The organism is Pseudoclavibacter helvolus, assembly GCF_049707175.1.
Taxonomy (GTDB): Bacteria; Actinomycetota; Actinomycetes; order Actinomycetales; family Microbacteriaceae; genus Pseudoclavibacter; species Pseudoclavibacter helvolus_A.
The window spans coordinates 186,196-204,777 of record NZ_JBNAFM010000006.1; the positions used below are offsets into that span (position 1 = coordinate 186,196).

Sequence of the window (18,582 nt, forward strand, 5' to 3'; positions counted from 1 at the left end):
ACCCGAAGGACTTCTGGCGAAACACTGGATGCGCACCTCGTGAAGCGAGGCGTACGGTACCCACCACGAGCAGTCGCCCGCACAACCCCGACCGTGGAAGGAGCATGAAGATGACATACACGACAACAGGCCTGAACTTCATGTGCCAGCTGCGCGTCGAGACGGGCAGGCTGGCGCCGCAATGAGCCTCGGGCTGCACACGTCGATCGGCAACGCCGTCCGTGTGACCACTACCCGAGCAGGCGCCGACCGCGTGGAGTTCCACGCCATCCCCTTCGACGGCACCCGTGTCGTCGCCACGGCGGTGCTGTCTGGTGATCTCGACGGCGTCGGCGCGGAGCTGGTTTGCAATGACCTCTGGGTGGCGCCCGAGCTGCGCGGCAACGGCATCGGCACGCGCGTCACGAGAGCGGCGATCACCTGGGCCGACCTGCACCTCGCAGCAGGCATCGACACGTACGTCGCCGAGGAGAACGTCGCCATGCAGCGGCTGCTCGAGCAGCTCGGCTTCGAGCGTCGCCCCGAGTTGGAGCACGGCGAGGAGACCTGGAGGCAGATCTTCGCGCTCTCACTCGAGCTCGCCAGTTAGAAGGTCGCAAGCTCGAAGGTCTCGCGCTCGAGGGTCTCAAGCTCGAGCCGCGTGCTCACGGGTGCAGGGAGCCGTCCGCTGGCGTCGTGCACCAGCTGAGGAAGCGCACGATAAGGCCGCTGCGAGTCGGCGCGCAGCAGAACGGGCCCGCCTGCACGCGCGCATCCGCCGCCATCGGTGCGACGCGCACCAGCTGCCACGGTTCCTCGTCGACTCGAGCACGGATGGTGACCGCGTTGCCCGAGCGGCTCGCGCGCACGGTGACCCGGCGTCCATGCCAGCTCGGCACCGGGGCGAGCGACCAGTCGGACTCGCCCCTCGTCACGACCGCGCCGAGCTGCTCCAAGCCGTCGCTGAACTCGACGCCTGCTTTGATCCAGGTCTGCGCGTCGACCCGGACGAAGAGCCCAGCCTGGTCGAACTGTTCGGAGAACTCGGCGAGGAATGCGACCTCGACGGCCGTGTCCTGCGCGAGCGGGCCGAGCAGCGCGTGCTCCGTATCGTGCATGAAGCCGTAGGACGTCGTGCGCCACGCATCGCTGCCCTCGGTCGCGGTGACCAGCAGCTCGTCGCCGACGAGTTCCGTCGAGGTGGGCGCGTTGGTCCACACCCCGTCATCCCAAGGCACGTCGGTGGCGTTCTGCGTCGTCGTCATGTCGCCATCCTCTCAGCTGAACGCCGAACGCGAGGCACTCAGCTCACGGGTTCGAGCGGCTGCACCGGACCTGCCTCCGACCGACCGACGACCACGAGCGCGGGCCGGGTGACGTTGTTGCCGTCGGCGTTCTCCCAGGCCAGCGCGAGCTCCCCTCGCTCGAGGACGTCGCTCGAACCGTCTCGCGGCGTCGAGCCGGCGGACGCCACCACCTCGAACCCGGTGATGGCGCGAGAGCCGGCGACCACGAGCACGTCGACCGAGCCGTCGCGCAGCCAGCGTGCCGCGATCACGGGCAGCTGCGGTGCCCCGTTCACCGGGCTGGCGACCGGCCCCGCGCCGAGCAGGATCGGGTTGTCGTCGCCGCGGGTGGCGACGACGGTCGCCCACTGGACTCCTGACCCGCGGCCCTGGCTCTCGAGATGCGCCACCTCGACGAGCGACAGCGACGCGCCGCTCGGCAGTTCGACGTCGTCGAGGATGGACGCGCGCAGACGGTAGCCGCGGCTCTGGTCGCGGGCGGTGATGATGCCCCGCGACAGCGCGGCGAACCTCGCGCTCCCCCGTGACTGGTCGGTGACCGCCGTCCAGTCGCGGCTCGCGTCCTCCGTCTGCAGCAGCGTGAGCCCAGAACTGGGATGCACGTACGCGAATCCCTCCCGAACGTCGCCGGCAGGACCTCCCGCGTCGGGAATCCGCAGCAGCGAACGCGTCGCGAGCAGCAGCAGCCCGTCGGAGGTGCTGGTCTCGCTCAGCACCGGCGGCGACGACGCCGAGAACGTTGCCGTCTCGAGCACCGCTCCCCGCTGCATCCGCTCGTTGAAGAGCTGCACTCCCTTTGCGACCGTGAAGCCGCGCTCGTACCTGCTTCTCGCGATGGATGCGGTACCGAGCATCGTGAAGGCGGTGTCGTCGCCGCTGCCAGCCCCGTCGAGCGGCCGCACAAGCACCGCGACCGCGTTGTCGGAGCGGAGGATCAGAAGTTCCGCCGAGAACGCGGACCGAACGGCGGAAGACTCGAGCTTGGTCGCGTCGACGTCGCCGGCCCGCAGCAGCTCCATCGCTTGGCCCTCCGGCAGCGCCAGCTCGCCGCCCTCGACCGTTGCCCGCCAGTACTCGGCGGCCGCGATCAGGGAACGCTGATCGTCGAGGTCCGCGCCGGGCCCCCGAGTCGGGTAGCCGGGCAGCGTGGATTCGCCGACGACGTCCACCTCGTTCGAGTCCGGCTCGCCCGTGAACCCGAGCACGATCCATCCGGCGACCATGGCGAGCACGACGACGATCGCGGCGATCGTGATGGTGCGCGCCCGACGCGAGGGTCCTGGCCGTTCAGCCTGCGTCGTCGTCGACTGCGTGTCCATATCTGCTCGCCCGTCACGCCCGGATGTCCTGGACGGCGTCAGTCCTCGGGGTTCCAGGCTTCCGCAAGGCGGACGTACTCGTCGATGCCGATGGTCTCACCTCTCGATGTGGGATCGATGCCCGACGCCTCCAGCACCAGCGATGTCTCGGCGGCGTTCGCGCCGAGCAGCGGCGAGAGGGCCTGGCGCAGCATCTTGCGGCGCTGCCCGAAGGCCGCGTCGACGATTCGGAACACCTTGCGTCGCAGCTCCTCCGAACCCCGGGGCGTCTCCCGTTCCGTGTACGAGATGAGGATCGAGTCGACGTTCGGCACCGGCCAGAACACCTTGCGGCCCACGAGGCCCGCGCTCGACCAGGTGCCGTACCAGGCGGCCTTCACGCTCGGAGAGCCGTACACCTTCGAGCCGGGGCCCGCGACGATGCGCTCCCCCACCTCGGCCTGCACCATGACAACGCCGCGCTGCAGCGACGGCAGCCGCTCAAGGAGGTGCAGCAGCACGGGCACCGACACGTTGTACGGCAGGTTCGCGACGAGCGCGACTGGGTCGCCGGGAACATCCTGCACGAGGAGTGCATCGGAGACGATCACGTCGAGCTGCGCGCCGGGCGCGTGCTCTTCGACCGTGCGAGGCAGGCGTGCCGCCAGCCGCTCATCGATCTCGATGGCGGTGACGCGTGCACCCGTCTCGAGCAGGCCGAGCGTCAGCGAGCCGAGACCAGGGCCCACCTCGAGGATGTGCTCGCCCGAGGCGACCTTCGCCGTCTGCACGATGCGCCGCACCGTGCCGGGGTCGTGCACGAAGTTCTGGCCGAGCTTCTTCGTCGGCGTCACGTCGAGTTCAGCCGCGAGCTCGCGGATCTCGTGCGCTCCGAGCAGGTTCGCGCTCATGCGGATGCTCCTTGTCCTGCGTTGGAGGGTGCCGCGACGGATGGTCCCGCGGCGGATGCCGGGGCCAGGTTCCAGCTGCCGTACACGGCCTCAGTGTTGGCCCCGACCTGTGCGCTCAGCTCGTCGACGGGCAGGTCGAGGTGCGCTGCCATGGCGCGCAGGGTGACCGGGATGAGGTAGGGCGCGTTGGGTCGGCCGCGGAACGGCACCGGGGTGAGGAACGGAGCGTCCGTCTCGACGAGGATGCGCTCGAGCGGCGTCACCGCAAGCGCCTCGCGCAGTGACGCGGCGTTCTTGAAGGTGACGGTTCCCGCGAACGAGAGGTACCAGCCTTCGGCCGCCGCGATGCGGGCCATATCCGCGTCGCCGGAGAAGCAGTGGAAGACGGTCCGCTCCGGGGCGCCGACCCGCTTGAGGGTCGCGATGACGTCGTCGTGCGCATCCCGATCGTGGATCTGCATGGCGATGCCGTGTCGCTTCGCGAGCTCGATGTGGCGTTCGAAGGCGCCGACCTGCAGCAGCTGGTCGGCCTTCTCGGGCGTGCGGAAGTAGTCGAGCCCCGTCTCGCCGATGGCCCGCACGCGGGGTTCAGCCGCGAGTCGGTCGATTTCGGCGATCGCCGACTCGAGCTGCCCGGCGGCCGCCAGCTCCGGGACCACGTTCGGGTGGAGCGCAACCGCGGCGAGCACGCGCTCGTGCGTCGCGGCGACGCGCGCGGACCACTGGCTTGACGGCACATCATTGCCGACCTGCACGACCCCCTGCACCCCGGCGGCCACCGCCGCGTCGAGATGCTCGTCGAGCGAAAGACGCTCGTCTTCCTCGCCGTCCTCGATCTCGAGATGCGTGTGGTTGTCGTAGCAGGGCACGGCCAGCGACTCCGGATACGGCGGGTAGGCCAGGATGCGCGTGTGGCCCGACTCGCTCGTCGCCGATCGGCGACGCAACTTCTCGCCGTCGACGGGCGCCTCGGAATGCTGGTCGGCGTCAGACACCGCTAGCGCTGGACTTCCTGCTCGATGCGCGGGAAGAGCGGCGGGAGTTCGCTGAGCGGCCGCGAGCCGACGAGTGCGTAGGCGTTGTCGATGCGCGTGGCGGCCAATTCGCCTTCCCCGCCGATCGCGAGCCAGAGCCTCTCGGCGGCGATCGGGATGAACGGGTTGAGCAGCACGGCGAGGTGTCCCAGGCAGCGCGTGGTCACCTCGAGCACGGCCGCGAGGCGCGCGCGGCCCTCCTCGCCCTGCTTGGCGAGCGCCCAGGGCTCCTGCTCGGTGATGTAGCCGTTGAGCGCATCCACGAGCCGCCAGATGTTGGCCAGCGCGCCGTCGATGTCGAACGCGAGCATGGCCTCGTCGGCCTTCGCCGCGACGTCGGTCGCGAGGTCGATGATGGCGTGCTCGGAGTCGAGCAGCGTCGACTGCTCGGGTACGACGCCGTCGAAGTACTTGTTGACCATGGCGATGACGCGAGAGGCGAGGTTGCCGAAGCCGTTCGCGAGCTCGGCCTGGTAGCGGGCCGACAGGTCCTCCCACGAGAAGGAGCCGTCCTGGCCGAAGTGGATGGCGCGCAGGAAGTAGTAGCGGAACGCGTCGGAGCCGAAGACGTCGGTGATCTCGGTCGGGGCGATGCCCGTGAGCTTCGACTTCGACATCTTCTCGCCGCCGACGAGCAGCCAGCCGTGCGCGAAGATGCCCGCGGGCACCTGGAGGCCCGCCGCCATGAGCATGGCGGGCCAGATGACGGCGTGGAAGCGGAGGATGTCCTTGCCGACCACGTGGTGTGCGGGCCAGAGCTTCTCGAGCTCCGACTCGTCGTCGCCGTAGCCGATCGCGGTGATGTAGTTGAGGAGCGCGTCGAACCACACGTAGACGACATGCGACTCGTCCCACGGCACTTTCACGCCCCAGTCGAACGTGGTGCGCGAGATGGAGAGATCCCGCAGGCCGGAGCGCACGAACGAGATGACCTCGTTGCGGGCCGACGAGGGCTGGATGAACTCAGGGTTTTCTTCGTAGAGCGCCAGCAGTCGGTCCTGGAACTCGCTGAGTTTGAAGAAGTAGTTCTGCTCCTGCAGCAGTTCGAGTGGCTTCGAGTGGATGGCGCAGACCTTCTCGCCCTCGTACTGCCCGGTGCCCGCGACGATCTCCGACTCCGGCTTGAACTCCTCGCAGCCGACGCAGTAGAGCGCCTCGAACTCGGCGTCGTAGATGAAGCCGGCGTCGTTGAGCTTCTGCAGGAAGCGCTGCACGCGCGTCTCGTGGCGCTCGTCGGTGGTGCGGATGAAGTCGTCGTTCGAGATGTTGAGGGTCTCGAGCATCGGCTTCCAGGCCTCGCTGACCAGCTTGTCTGCCCAGGCCTGCGGCGTCACGTTGTTCGCGACGGCGGAGCGCATGATCTTCTGGCCGTGCTCGTCGGTGCCCGTGAGCAGCCACGTCGTGTCGCCACGCTGGCGGTGCCACCTGGCGAGCGCGTCGACAGCGACCTCCGTGTACGCGTGACCGATGTGCGGGACGTCGTTGACGTAGAAGATCGGTGTCGTGATGTAGAACGATTCGCCGGAAGCCATGGGGATCATCCTATTGTCGGCTGAGCACTGTTACGACGCCAGGTGCCCCTGGTAGAGGTCCCGCTTGCTCAGCCCCGTCTCGGCCGCGACCTGCGCGGCCGCCTCCTTGAGGCGCATCCCCGAGGCCACGAGCTCGGCGACCATCGCCTGCGCGCCAGCCTCGTCGACGACCGCGGGGGCCGCGCCCTCGACGACGATCACGATCTCCCCGCGCACGCCCTCCTCTGCCCACGGCACGAGCTCCGCCGCGGTGCCGCGCTTGACCTCTTCGTAGAGCTTCGTCAGCTCGCGGCAGACGGCGATCTGGCGCCCCTCGTCCCAGATCGCGGCCATGTCGGCGAGGGTGCGCGCGAGGCGGTGCGGCGACTCGAAGAGCACGACGGTGCGCGGCTCGGTCGCGAGCGAGCGCAGGAACGTCTCGCGTTCCCCCGCCTTGCGCGGCAAGAAGCCGTCGAACGTGAAGCGGTCGGTAGGCAGCCCCGAGATCGCGAGCGCAGTGATCACCGCGCTCGGCCCCGGCACGCTCGTGACGGTCACCCCCTCGGCCGCCGCGCGCGCGACGATCGGATACCCGGGGTCGGAGATGCCAGGCATGCCGGCGTCGCTGACCAGCACAACATCCGCGTCCCTTGCCTGCTCGACGATGCTCTTCGCCAGCTCGTCCTCGTTGTGCTCGTGCAGGGCCACGAGCCGCGGCCGGTTCCGGACACCGAGCATCCCGAGCAGCTTGGCGGTCGAGCGCGTGTCCTCGCACGCCACGGTGGATGCGTTCTCGAACGTCTCGACGAGACGCGCGGACGCGTCGCCGAGGTTCCCGATGGGGGTGCCCGCGAGGATGATCATGGCTGCGATCCTCCCACGCGCTCGGCCCCCGGCCCCCTACGATTGCTTCCGTGAGCGAGCAAGCAGAGACCGGAACACCAGACGAGGCGACGACGTCGCCCGCCAAGACGGCAGCTGCGACAGCTCAGGTGGACGCGCCGAGCAGCGCCGGCGCTCCGGCGGTCGCGCGCGGCTCGGTCTTCGACGACCTCTGGGCTCGCGTCACGAGCACCCCTCGGCTGCGGCTGCGCACCGAGTGGATCCTCCTCGGCGTCGTGACGCTTCTCGCCGCCGTGCTCCGGTTCTGGAACCTCGGCGGGGCTCACTTCCTCATCTTCGACGAGACCTTCTACGTGAAGGACGGGTGGACACTCCTCAACCTCGGTTACGAAGCCGAATGGCCGGAGAACCCGAACGACGCCTTCAATGCCGGGGACCCGAACGGGTACACCACCGACCCGTCGTACGTCGTGCATCCGCCGCTCGGCAAGTACATCATCGGCCTTGGGATGCTGGTCTTCGGTGCCGACAACCCGTTCGGCTGGCGCTTCAGCGTTGCCCTCCTCGGCACCCTCGCCGTGCCGCTCCTATGGGTTGTCGCGAAGAAGCTGTTCCGCTCGCCGGTGCTCGCGACCATCGGGGCCGGGATGCTCGCCATCGACGGGCACGCGATCGTGATGTCGAGGGTCGGGATCCTCGACGGCATCCTCATGTTCTTCGTGCTGCTGGCGTTCCTGTTCATCCTGCTCGACCGCGAAGACCAGCAACGGAAGCTGCGCGCGAAGATCATGGCGTGGCGGACGGAGGAGGGGCTCGAGGGCGAGCCGACGCCGACGAAGGCGACCACGACGTCCCGCACACCCGACGTGAAGCCGGTCGGACCCGACTGGGGGCCGCGCCTCTGGTGGCGGCCGTGGCTCATGGCTGCCGCCGTGACCCTCGGCGCCGCATCCGCCGTCAAGTGGTCAGGCTTGTACTTCCTCGCCGCGTTCTGCGTCTACACGCTCGTCGTCGACATGATCGAGCGCAAGCGCCTCGGCGTGACCTTCTGGGGCTCGGCCGCGATCCTCATGCAGGGGCCCGTCTCGTTCCTCCTCACCGTGCCCCTCGCCGCGCTCACCTACCTCGCGACCTGGACACGCTGGCTGACGACGACGGGCGGCTTCTACCGCGACTGGGCGGAGCAGGCTGGGAACGCCTGGACGGGCGCCCTCTCCTGGGTTCCTCTGCCGCTGCAGAGCCTCTGGCATTACCAGGTCGAGGCGTTCAACTTCCACCGCGGGCTGAGCGCAGAGCACCCGTACCAGTCGGGACCGCAGGAGTGGCCGTTCCTGATTCGGCCGACCGCCTTCAGCTACGTCTACTCCGAGCAGGGAGACGGCTCCGCCTGCGACGTCGGCCAGTGCGTCGAGGCCATCACCTCGATCTCGAACCCGATCATCTTCTGGTTCGGGACGGTGTCGATCCTCTTCCTGATCCTCATGTGCTTCCTTCGCCCGAAGTGGCAGTACTTCGCGATCCTCGTGGGCTACGGGGCCGGCTACTTCCCGTGGCTCGCGTACCTTGAGCGGCAGGCAGTCTTCCACTTCTACGCGATCGCCTTCCTGCCGTTCATGATCCTCGCGTCGCTGGTGGTCATCCAGACCATCGCGGGCGACCGGGAGTCGCCGCGATCGTCGAGGACCATCGGCGTCTCCGCGGTCGGTGCGCTGCTCGTGGTCATGGCGCTCGTGTCGGTGCTGTTCTGGCCGGTCTGGACGGGGCAGATGATCTCGACCTCGTACTGGTCGCTCACGCACTGGCTGCCGAGCTGGCGGTAGGCGCGGGCGGGTCAGCGGCCGCGCCTACCCCGCGACAGGCGAGACGATCCGCACGCCCGATGTCTCGCGCAGCACCCCGGTGTCGAGCGCCGCGAGCGCGACCACCTTGTAGCCCTCAGTCTCGAAGAAGATCGTCACCCGATCGGCTTCCGAGCTGACCACCCTCCCCGCGCCCCACTCCCGGTGCTCGACGCCCGCGTCCACCGCGAGCGGCGCATCCGCCGGCACGCTCTCGGCTTGCTCCCCCGCGGCCTCGTCGCGGCGGTCACACCCATCGCAGTTGCCGCACCACGCGGGCCCGTCGACCCCGAAGTAGTCGAGCAGTACGCGGCGACGGCACGGCGATTCCTCGGCGTACGCGCGCATCATCGACAGGCGAGACTCAGCGATGCGCCCCCTCGCCGCATTCGCCTCCTTCACGCTACGCACGATGGCGTCGATCCGTGTGCGGCGACGCGGATGCACGCCGTCGGCCGTGTCGACGACGCCCACGTCCGCGAGCTGGCCGACGAGACGCGAGACGCTCCTGCTGGGGCGGTCGGTGGCCTGAGCGAGGTCCTTGATCGTCGACCCGGGGGCTCGCTTGATGGCGGACCAGACGTCGCGGAGTCCGGCCTTGTCGACGGATCGCTGCGCGAAAAAGCGCCGCAGCGCCAGGTCCTCGACACGGTAGTGGAGCACCGCCGTCGCAGGCTCCCCATCGCGCCCCGCCCTCCCGACCTCCTGGTAGTAGGCGTCCAGCGACTCGGTCGTCGTGGCGTGAAGCACGAAGCGCACGTCGGCCCGGTCGATTCCCATGCCGAACGCCGACGTCGCCACGACCACATCCAGCTCACCGTCCCGCCACCGGTCCTGAATCGCCCGCCGCTCCGCCGCCCTGAGGCCGGCGTGATAGGCGGCCACCTGCCGCCCCTCCGAGGCAATCTCCTCCGCGTACGTCTCCGTCTCCCTGCGCGATGCGACGTAGATGAGGCCCGGCGCGGTCCAGCTGCGTGCTTCCTCGGCGACCGCCGCCCGCTTGTCGTCCTCACTCTCGTGGCGCTCGACCACCAGCCTGATCTCGGGACGGTCCACCCCGTGGACGTGCACCGCCGGGTCGCTCATCCGGAGCCGCTCGATGATCTCGTCCCGAACGGGCCTCGACGCGGTCGCCGTCATGGCGAGCACGGGAGGATCGCCAAGCGCCGAGCGGACGTCGCCGAGCCGCAGATAATCGGGCCGGAAGTCGTGGCCCCAGGAGGAAACGCAGTGGGCTTCGTCCACGACCAGCAGTGAGACGCCAGCCGCAGCCAAACGCTCGACGTTCGCCTCGTCGGCGAGTTGCTCCGGAGCGAGCAGCACGTACAGCGAACCGCCCTCGTCGATGCGCTCCCACGCCCTCGATGACGCCGCGGCTCCCCGGGCCGAGTTGACCGCGACGACGTCGGGCGCATCCGGTGCATCTCTGATCGACGCGAGCTGGTCGGCCTGCAGCGCAATCAGCGGCGAAACCACCAGCACGAGGCCCCCACGAGCCGCGCCGGCGACCTGATAGACGGCCGACTTGCCGCCACCCGTGGCCAGCACGAGGAGTGTGTCATGCCCCGACACGGCGGAGTCGATGGCCTCGCGCTGTCCGGGAAGCAGCGTCTCCCACCCGAAGCGGTCACGCGCGATGCGCTCGATCGTCGGACCGGTGGGCTCGGGGGAACTCATGCGGTCGAAGCTACCTGCGCGCGACTGACAGCTTCCTCCTCTTGACAGCGCGAGGGCTCGGTGAAGAGCCCATCCCGTCGCGCTGGCGGCCGGGTCGCTCCCTCGCTCGCGGAGGCCACGACGCCGCTGAGCCGAAACTTCCGCCACACCCACACGAGATAGGCAGGTTCCCGGCGGCGGGAGCATGCGTTCCTCGTGTGGATGCGCCTCGCATCCCTCCCCGAGGTTGACCTGGCCCCTGGGGCAGGGCTCAGGCTGGATTCATGACCACTTCAGCACACTCAGGACTGACCGCTGGGGAGTTCCGCGCACTGACCGGCCTCTCCCCTAAGGCCCTGCGTCTCTACGCGCAGCGGGGCCTGCTTACACCCGCGGACGTCGACCCGGCGTCCGGCTACCGTACGTTCACGCACGAGCAACTGCGCGACGGCTTGCGCCTCGACTTCCTCCGTCGCGCTCACGTGCCGCTCGGCGAGATCGAGGACGCCGCCTCGTTCTCGGTCACCGAGTGGCGCCTCAAACTCGCCCTCCGCCGCAGCATGGAGGACTTCTACCTCGACCTCGCGGAGCATGTCGGCCAGCGCGACATCGCCGCGTTCGTCGCGGAGACCCTTGAGGTTCCGGAGACCCACTGGGCGGCGATCAGCGTCGAGCTCAGCCTGCCCGCGGATCCCGAAGACACCGTCGAGACCTTCAGCGACCTCGCAGTCGCCACGCCGGAGCTCGACGGCGCACTCGTCGAGGTGCTCGAGGAGGCCGGCGTCGTGCTCGACGACGAGTCGTGGACCATGGCGGCGGGAGGCGAGAACGACGCGAGGATGCTCCTCGCTCACCGGGTCGCAGCTCCGCTCTCGGAGCAGCAGCTGCGGAGCTGTCGAGACGCGCTCGCGGAACGCGGCATCAGGAGCGGGCAACTGGTTGCCGGTACGCTGCCAGCACGCCAGGAGCTGACCTTCGCGGGATCGGCCGACGCCGACGACCCCGTCGCGGAGACCGGCGACGCCTATCTCAAGGTGGTCGCCTTCGCCGAGCTCACCACGGCACGGGGCGTCACCCCATTGCATGCGCTCCCCCGCCGTCGCGTCGCGTCGCGCTCGCTCTTCGGGGCCGAGCCTGCAGACGTGTTTGACATCGCTCTGCAGGGCTGAGTCCACGCGCGCCCGCCTGCCTGCCCGCGCGCCCGCGACTGCCTCGGCGAAAGCACACGAGAGATGCCGCTTCCACGCAACGCGAGCATGCGTTGCTCGTGTGGATGCGCCACCTGAGGCGCGTGCCGGCGGCGCACGCGAGACGGCCGGCGTCCGCTGTGGGGCGCCGGCCGTCTGGTTGCCTGCGTGAGGCTAGTTCACTTCGTTCGGGTGCGCCGAGACTCGACCCTCTTCGCCCCGCTCGAGCGCGGTGATCGCGTCGAACTCGGTCGAGCTGAGCTCGAAGTCGAAGACCTGAGCGTTCTCGAGCATGCGCTCACGCGACGTCGTCTTGGGGAAGACGATGTTGCCCTTCTGGAGGTGCCAGCGGATGACGACCTGCGCGGGCGTCTTGCCGTGCGCTTCTGCCGCCGCCGCGACGGGCTCGAGCTCGAAGAGCGGGTACTTGGCCTGACCGAGCGGGCCCCACGCCTCCGTCTTGATGTCCTCGGCGCGCAGGTAGGCGTCGAGTTCGGGCTGCTGCAGCGCCGGGTGCTGCTCGATCTGGTTGACGACCGGCTTCACGCCCGTGGCCGAGATGATGTCGCGCAGGTGCGACTCGAAGAAGTTGCACACGCCGATCGACGTCGTGAGGCCGGCCTGCTGCAGCTCGACGAGGGCTTCCCAGCTCTCGACGTACTTGTTCTGCTTTGGCGTGGGCCAGTGGATGAGATAGAGGTCGGCCTTCTCGAGGCCGAGTCGCTCGAGGCTCGCGTCGATGGCGGCGCGTGGCGTTTCGCGACCCTGCTCGTCGTTCCAGAGCTTCGTGGTGACGTAGAGCTCCTCGCGCGGGATGCCCGACTTCGCGATGGCGCGTCCCACGCCCTCCTCGTTGCCGTAGATCTTGGCCGTGTCGATGTGGCGGTAGCCGACCTCGAGGGCGTCGGAGACGATGCGCTCGGTCTCTGCCGGGTCGACCTTGAAGACGCCGAAGCCGAGCTGGGGGATGCTGGTGCCGTCGTTGAGGGAAACGTTGGGAATCTGCAATGCGGTCATCACCCTGTTCTAGCAAGCGCAACTGGTGCTCGCCTGACTCGGGTGCTTCGGCGGGGTCGCGCTGAGCAATAGACTGTAATGCTCATGACTACGACTCCCCTCGAGATCTCCTACCCGCCGGAGCTGCCCGTCAGCCAGATGCGGGACGAGATCCGCGACGCCATCGCCGCCAACCAGGTGGTCATCGTCGCGGGCGAGACCGGTTCTGGCAAGACCACGCAGCTGCCGAAGATCTGCCTCGAGCTGGGCCGCACGATGATCGGCCACACGCAGCCCCGGCGCATTGCTGCCCGCACGATCGCCGAGCGCATCGCCGATGAGCTCGGCGGCGACATCGGCGGGCTCGTCGGCTACCAGGTGCGCTTCACCGACGAAGTGTCGGCCGAGACCCGCGTCAAGCTGATGACCGACGGCATCCTCCTCAACGAGATTCACCGCGACCGGCTCCTGCGCAAGTACGACACGATCATCATCGATGAGGCCCACGAGCGCAGCCTCAACATCGACTTCCTCCTCGGCTACCTCAAGACTCTGTTGCCGAAGCGCCCCGATCTGAAGGTCATCATCACGTCGGCGACGATCGACCCGGAGTCGTTCTCGAAGCACTTCAACGATGCCCCGATGATCGAGGTCTCGGGCCGCACCTTCCCCGTCGACGTAAGGTACCGGCCTCTTGTCGCCGACGCCGCGCTGCCGGGCGAGGAGGAGGACGAGGACGCGGCCCCGCAGACCCCGGAGCGGGACATGTTCGAGGGCATCGTGGATGCGCTCGATGAGCTCGAGCGCGACCTGCCTGGCGATGTGCTCGTGTTCCTGTCGGGCGAGCAGGAGATCCGGGATGCGCAGGATGCGATTCGCGCGCACCTGTCGCGAAGCCGCCGCCCCGAAGCCACGGAGGTGCTTCCGCTCTTCGGCCGCCTCTCTTCCGCCGAGCAGCACCGCGTGTTCGAGTCGAAGCGCGCCCCGGGGGTTCGACGACGTGTGGTGCTCGCCACGAACGTGGCCGAGACGAGCCTCACCGTGCCGGGCATCGTGGCCGTGATCGACACGGGCACGGCCCGAATCTCCCGATACTCGACGCGAGCGAAGGTGCAGCGCCTCCCCATTGAGGCCATCTCGCAGGCGTCCGCCAAGCAGCGCTCGGGCCGCGCCGGCCGCACCTCGGCTGGCGTCGCGATCCGCCTGTACTCGGAAGCCGACTTCGAGCGTCGCCCCGAGTTCACCGAGCCCGAGATCCTCCGCACCAACCTCGCGAGCGTGCTCTTGCAGATGCTCGAGCTCGGGCTCGGTGCCCTCTCCGAGTTCCCGTTCCTGCAGCCACCCGATGCGCGCGGCATCAAGGACGGCACCGACCTGCTCAGCGAGCTCGGTGCCGTCGAGCCTGGCAAGGCCGGCTCCGGGAAGCCCGGGCAGCTCCGCCTCACGAAGATCGGGCGCAGCCTCGCGCGCCTCCCGATCGACCCGCGCTTCGGGCGCATGGTGATCGAGTCGAAGCAACACGACGTGAGCCGAGAGATCCTCATCATCGTGGCCGGCATGACCGTGCAGGACATCCGCGAGCGTCCACTGGAGCACCGGCAGAAGGCCGACGAGCTGCACGCACGCTTCCGAGACCCCACCAGTGACTTCCTCACGCTCGTGAACCTCTGGAACTACCTCGAGCAGCAGAGCCACGAGCTCGGCTCGAGCGCCTTCCGTCGCAAGTGCCGCGACGAGTTCATCAACTTCGTCCGCTTCCGCGAATGGCAGGACGTGTTCCGGCAGCTGCGCCAGCTCGCCGGCCCCATCGGACTCAAAGTGCAGCGGCCGGCCGCAGGGCAGGTGCAGGAGCCGGGCGCGCTCGCCGATGCCATCCACCGCTCCATGCTCGCCGGGCTCCTCAGCCACATCGGCATCCGCGACGAGCTGAAGCGTGACTACGCCGGCGCGCGCGGCACCCGCTTCCAGATCTTCCCAGGCTCGGGTCTCGCGAAGGCGAAGAAGCAGCCCGACGTCGTCATGGCCGCGGAGCTCGTCGAGACGAGCCGCCTCTTCGCACGCACCGTCGCGAAAATCGATCCGGCATGGGCCGAGGTGCTCGCCGGTTCCCTCGCCAAGCGCAACCACTCAGACCCGCACTGGGAGAAGAAGCAGGGCTCCGCCGTCGCCATCGAACGCGTCACGCTGTACGGCGTGCCGATCGTCCGCGGACGCACCGTGCAGTTCTCGAAGATCGACCCCGCCTGGTCGCGCGACCTGTTCATCCGCCACGCCCTCGTTGAAGGCGACTGGAACGGCCGCCACAGCTTCGACTCGAAGAACCGTGCCCTACGCAAGAGCCTCGCGGACCTCGAGGAGCGCACCAGATCTCGGGGCGCGTACACCGACGACGAAGACGCCGTCTTCGAGTTCTACGACGAGCGGCTCCCCCGCGACGTCGTGTCGCAGTCGACCTTCGAGAAATGGTGGCAGGGCGCGCAGAAGGCGACCCCCGGCCTGCTCACGATGACGCGGGCGGATGTGCTCGGCGAGGAGCACGCCGACCCCGACGAACAGGGTGCCGGCTTCCCGACCGAGTGGAAGCAGGGCGACCAGCGCCTGCGCCTCAGGTACCGCTTCGATCCCGGTGCCGCCGACGACGGCGTGACCGTCAACATCCCCCTCCCCTTGCTCTCGCGCCTCGACGACCGCGGCTTCGACTGGCAGGTCCCCGGCATGCGTCGCGAACTGGTGATCGCCCTCCTCAAGTCGCTCCCGAAGGCGACGCGGCGCAACTTCGTGCCCTCGGCAGACTGGGCCGACAAGCTGCTCGGCGAGCTCGGCGAGGCGCGGCCAGACCTCGGGCAGGACGTGCCCGGCGACTTCGACGACGCGCTGCGGCAGATCATGCAGCGGCAGGCGGGCATCCGCTTCGACGTCAGCGAGTTCGACTGGAGCCGAGTGCCCGCGCACCTGCGGGTTCGGTTCCGGGTGCTCGACGACCGCGGCCGCGAGCTCGGCACCGGTGAAGACCTCAAGACCCTCCAGGAGAAGCTCAAGAAGGCGTCGGAGGCCTCCGTGTTGCGTGCCACGCGGCAGGTTGCGCGGCCCGCGCGACCCGGCAAGGGCCTTCGTGAAGCGGGTACCGTTCCGTCGCAGAGCGCCGAAACCGCCGAGCTTCGCTACGACCAGCACGGGCTCACCGAGTGGCCGCTCGACGAGATCCCCGAGCTCATCGACATCAAGCGCAAGCACGGCGTGATCCGCGCCTACCCGTCGCTCGCCGTCGTGAAGGGCAGCATCGACCTGCGGCTGGTGACGACCACCGAAGACCAGGCCCGCGAGCATCCGGTCGGCGTCGCCGCGCTGCTCGCCGCATCCGTGCCCTCGCCCGCGAGCTACGTGCAGGAGCACCTGACCGCGAAAGAGAAGCTCGCCCTCGCGACCAGTCCGTACCACTCGACGCCGGCACTGTTCAGCGACATCGTCGCCGCCCTGGCCCAGGACGCCGTCGCCGCGTACAGCATCGAGCACGGTGGCCCCGTCCGCACCAGGGCCGCATTCGACGAACTGCGAGAGACTTTCAACGCGACACTCGTTGACCGCATGTTTGCGCAGACAAAGCTCGTCTCGGAGATACTCGACCGATTCCGCGAGGCGAACAAGGCCCTCAAGTCGGCGAACCACATCTCCGTGCTGCCGTCGCTGGCCGATGCGCGCTCGCAGCTGCAGGCGCTGGTCTACCCCGGCTTCGTCTCCAAGACGGGCGTCGCGCGCCTCGCTCACCTGCCCCGATACCTGCGCGCGCTCACGTACCGACTCGAGCGGGTCCTGAGCCACTCGAGCATCGAGCGGGCCGGCCTCATGCAGGTCGAGCAGGCAACGGCGCTCTACACGGAGGCTGGCGGCACGTTCCCCGTCGGCCGAGCGGCGCCCGCTTCCATCGTGCAGGCCAGGTGGATGCTCGAGGAGTTCCGTGTGAGCCTCTTCGCCCAGCAGCTCGGCACCGCCGAGACGGTCTCGCTCAAGCGCATTCGCCAGGCCCTCGCCGAGAAGTAGCCGTGGCGACGCACATCGCTGCCTGAGCGCCCACCCCTCGAGGTACACGAGAGGGAGTCTGCTCAGGCAGCGATGAGCCTGCGAGCGCTAGACCGCCGTGTAGCCGCCGTCGACCAGCACATAGGACCCGGTCATGAAGCTGGCCTTATCAGAGAGCAGGAACGTCGCGAGGTTCGCCACTTCCTCCGGTGTACCGAGGCGGCCGAGCGGATGCTTTGCCTCGAGCGCCGCGAACCCGGCCGCGTCGAGGTGCTGCTCGAGCAGCGGGGTGCGGATGTAGGCGGGGCCGACCGCGTTGATGCGAAGTCCCTGCGGCCCGTATTCTGCTGCCGCGTTCTTGGTGAGGCCGACGACGCCGTGCTTGGCGGCCGTGTACGCACCGCTGCCGATCGCGGCGACGGTGCCGTGGATCGAAGCCATGTTCACGATGGCCCCCTCGTCGGCGCCGGCTTCGAGGATCGCCGGAATCTGCGCGCGTAGCCCGTAGAGCACGCCGTTGAGGTTGACGTTGATGACGCGGTCCCAATCGTCGACCTCGACCTCAGCCGCTGGGGCGGCCTTGCCACCAATGCCGGCGTTGTTTACGGCGTAGTTGAGCTTCCCGTACGTCGCGACGGCGTGCTCCACGGTGCGGACGCTGTCCTCGGCGACAGCCGTGTTCGCCTCGAACGGCGAAGCGGTACCGCCAGCTGCCTCGATCTCGCCCACGACGCGCTTCGCGCCCTCCAGATTGATGTCGGAGACGACGACCTTGACGCCGTTCGCTGCGAGATCTTTCGCGATCGCCTCGCCGATGCCCGAACCGCCACCGGTCACGATCGCGACCTTGCCCTGAAATGCCATCTGCTGAATCCTTCCGAAACTGGACCGGCAACGTCCGGCCACCGCTTCGAGTGTGCTCCTGCGCATCCGAATATGGCTGTGTCGCGAGTCAGCGAAGGGGCGTACGATCCGAGTGAGCTGTACCTTCGCGGGGGCAGACAGGCCGAAACGACGGCAGCCCACCGATCACATCGGCTGAAAGAACCAGGCGACCGCCGTCACGGCGCCACCGAGCAGCGTGCCGAGCACGACCTCGACCGGTGAATGATGCCCAAGCCGCAGCCGGCTCCATGCGATCACCGGCAGAGCGAGGCCCAGCAGCAGCCACCAGGGCGAGAAGAGCAGCGCGAGGAACACGCACAGCGCGCTCCAGCAGAAGGCGTGCACCGAGACCTTCGGGCCGACGACCGTGATGCCGCCCGCAGCGATCAGCCCGACCAGCATCGTCCCAAGCGCCCAGAACATCAGCGGCGGAGCACCGAGCAGCGCCAGCAGCACGACGCTCACGGCGACCGAGACAAGACAGATGCCGTACGCCCACGGACGCTGACGCTTCTGGGTCACGTGCCGGTCGGTGAGCATCCCGCGCCGCGACGCCACCTCGAGCACCGCGTACGGCACAACGCCGCACAGCACGGCGGGAATCGTGCCCCACCCAAGGCCAGCCCAGGCGGGCGCGCTCGCGGTACCGCAGAGCAACGAGATGACGACGACCGGCAGCGCCGGGGTCGAGAGCTCGGTGATGAGCCTCGCGACCCGCGACCCGCCGGTCTCCGTCACGTCCATCGCGACGGAGCTACTCTGCGGCACCCAGCCAGACCGTCACATCGGTCGGCAGCAGACCGGAGTCTCCGTCATGGGCGACCTCGCTTCGAGCGAGCACCCGAAGCCCAGCCGGCAGCGCCACCGGCTCGGCCCCGAAGTTCGTGATCACGGTGACGTCGCCGTTGCGGTACGCGAGCACCTCGTCGCCGAAGCCGTCGACCCACTCGAAGCGGGCATCCCCCAGCCCCAAGTCGTGGGCGCGGCGCCGCGCGCGCCGCGCCCCGGAGAGGTTGAGGGGCGAGGCCGGGGCGTGCGCCTGCTCGCTCCCCGCGAGCGTCGCCCCCAGCTCGGGCGGCGGCAGCCCCCACGCCCCCGTCGCGCTGAAACCCTAGCAGTC

General features: G+C 69.0%; 15 protein-coding genes. 4 read left to right on the forward strand and 11 right to left on the reverse strand.

The features are described 5' to 3' along the window. The first annotated feature begins 181 nt into the window (after window positions 1-181). The gene (locus ACPYN9_RS07065; RefSeq protein ID WP_424465170.1) at window positions 182-589 is read left to right on the forward strand and encodes a GNAT family N-acetyltransferase; all 408 of its coding nucleotides are present in this window, start codon (window positions 182-184) and stop codon (window positions 587-589) included. Window positions 590-644: 55 nt separating this feature from the next. Here ACPYN9_RS07065 and ACPYN9_RS07070 read toward each other — a convergent pair whose 3' ends face one another. Genes ACPYN9_RS07070 through rsmI form a run of 6 tightly spaced genes read right to left on the reverse strand, consistent with a single transcriptional unit; the run spans window position 645 to window position 6,904 of the window. Further along, window positions 645-1,244 carry a DUF1349 domain-containing protein gene (locus ACPYN9_RS07070; protein ID WP_424465172.1) on the reverse strand — a complete coding sequence of 200 codons (600 nt, stop codon included), beginning with the start codon at window positions 1,242-1,244 and terminating at the stop codon, window positions 645-647. A 38-nt stretch (window positions 1,245-1,282) separates the two neighbouring features. Next, window positions 1,283-2,605 carry a hypothetical protein gene (locus ACPYN9_RS07075; RefSeq protein ID WP_424465174.1) on the reverse strand — a complete coding sequence of 441 codons (1,323 nt, stop codon included), beginning with the start codon at window positions 2,603-2,605 and terminating at the stop codon, window positions 1,283-1,285. Between the two features lie 38 nt (window positions 2,606-2,643). Continuing rightward, entirely contained in the window at window positions 2,644-3,495 is an 852-nt protein-coding gene (gene rsmA, locus ACPYN9_RS07080) for a 16S rRNA (adenine(1518)-N(6)/adenine(1519)-N(6))-dimethyltransferase RsmA (RefSeq protein ID WP_424465176.1), read from the reverse strand. Next, the gene (locus tag ACPYN9_RS07085; RefSeq protein WP_424465178.1) at window positions 3,492-4,490 is read right to left on the reverse strand and encodes a TatD family hydrolase; all 999 of its coding nucleotides are present in this window, start codon (window positions 4,488-4,490) and stop codon (window positions 3,492-3,494) included. Before ACPYN9_RS07085 ends, rsmA begins: the two co-directional genes overlap by 4 nt. Before the next feature lie 2 nt (window positions 4,491-4,492). Beyond that, window positions 4,493-6,061 (reverse strand): methionine--tRNA ligase, encoded by a 1,569-nt coding sequence (gene metG, locus ACPYN9_RS07090; RefSeq protein ID WP_424465180.1) that lies wholly within the window; start codon window positions 6,059-6,061, stop codon window positions 4,493-4,495. Window positions 6,062-6,091: 30 nt separating this feature from the next. Further along, window positions 6,092-6,904: a 16S rRNA (cytidine(1402)-2'-O)-methyltransferase gene (gene rsmI, locus ACPYN9_RS07095; protein ID WP_424465182.1), complete on the reverse strand. Its 813-nt coding sequence runs from the start codon at window positions 6,902-6,904 to the stop codon at window positions 6,092-6,094. Window positions 6,905-6,954: 50 nt separating this feature from the next. Between rsmI and ACPYN9_RS07100 the strand changes: the two genes are divergently transcribed. Further along, window positions 6,955-8,703, forward strand: a complete 1,749-nt coding sequence (locus ACPYN9_RS07100; protein WP_424465184.1) for a dolichyl-phosphate-mannose--protein mannosyltransferase — start codon at window positions 6,955-6,957, stop codon at window positions 8,701-8,703. Between the two features lie 24 nt (window positions 8,704-8,727). Here the strand turns inward: ACPYN9_RS07100 and ACPYN9_RS07105 are convergent, their stop codons facing one another. Then, window positions 8,728-10,398 carry a RecQ family ATP-dependent DNA helicase gene (locus tag ACPYN9_RS07105; protein WP_424465185.1) on the reverse strand — a complete coding sequence of 557 codons (1,671 nt, stop codon included), beginning with the start codon at window positions 10,396-10,398 and terminating at the stop codon, window positions 8,728-8,730. A 263-nt stretch (window positions 10,399-10,661) separates the two neighbouring features. Between ACPYN9_RS07105 and ACPYN9_RS07110 the strand changes: the two genes are divergently transcribed. Continuing rightward, a complete protein-coding gene (locus ACPYN9_RS07110; protein ID WP_424465187.1) occupies window positions 10,662-11,546 on the forward strand; it encodes a MerR family DNA-binding transcriptional regulator in 885 nt (294 codons plus the stop codon). A gap of 192 nt (window positions 11,547-11,738) precedes the next feature. On the opposite strand, the gene ACPYN9_RS07115 is transcribed toward ACPYN9_RS07110, so the two are convergent. Next, window positions 11,739-12,581, reverse strand: coding sequence for an aldo/keto reductase (locus ACPYN9_RS07115; protein WP_424465189.1), 843 nt, complete (start codon window positions 12,579-12,581; stop codon window positions 11,739-11,741). Between the two features lie 84 nt (window positions 12,582-12,665). Here ACPYN9_RS07115 and hrpA point away from each other — a divergent pair, with 84 nt between their 5' ends. Beyond that, window positions 12,666-16,598, forward strand: coding sequence for an ATP-dependent RNA helicase HrpA (gene hrpA, locus ACPYN9_RS07120; protein ID WP_424465191.1), 3,933 nt, complete (start codon window positions 12,666-12,668; stop codon window positions 16,596-16,598). A gap of 87 nt (window positions 16,599-16,685) precedes the next feature. On the opposite strand, the gene ACPYN9_RS07125 is transcribed toward hrpA, so the two are convergent. The 3 genes from ACPYN9_RS07125 to ACPYN9_RS07135 form a co-directional block, all read right to left on the reverse strand. After that, on the reverse strand, window positions 16,686-17,441 hold the full coding sequence (locus ACPYN9_RS07125; RefSeq protein ID WP_424465193.1) for an SDR family NAD(P)-dependent oxidoreductase: 756 nt from the start codon (window positions 17,439-17,441) through the stop codon (window positions 16,686-16,688). A 165-nt stretch (window positions 17,442-17,606) separates the two neighbouring features. Next, window positions 17,607-18,230 (reverse strand): hypothetical protein, encoded by a 624-nt coding sequence (locus tag ACPYN9_RS07130; protein WP_424465194.1) that lies wholly within the window; start codon window positions 18,228-18,230, stop codon window positions 17,607-17,609. After that, window positions 18,217-18,546, reverse strand: a complete 330-nt coding sequence (locus ACPYN9_RS07135; protein ID WP_424465205.1) for a DUF3459 domain-containing protein — start codon at window positions 18,544-18,546, stop codon at window positions 18,217-18,219. Before ACPYN9_RS07135 ends, ACPYN9_RS07130 begins: the two co-directional genes overlap by 14 nt. Window positions 18,547-18,582 lie beyond the last annotated feature (36 nt).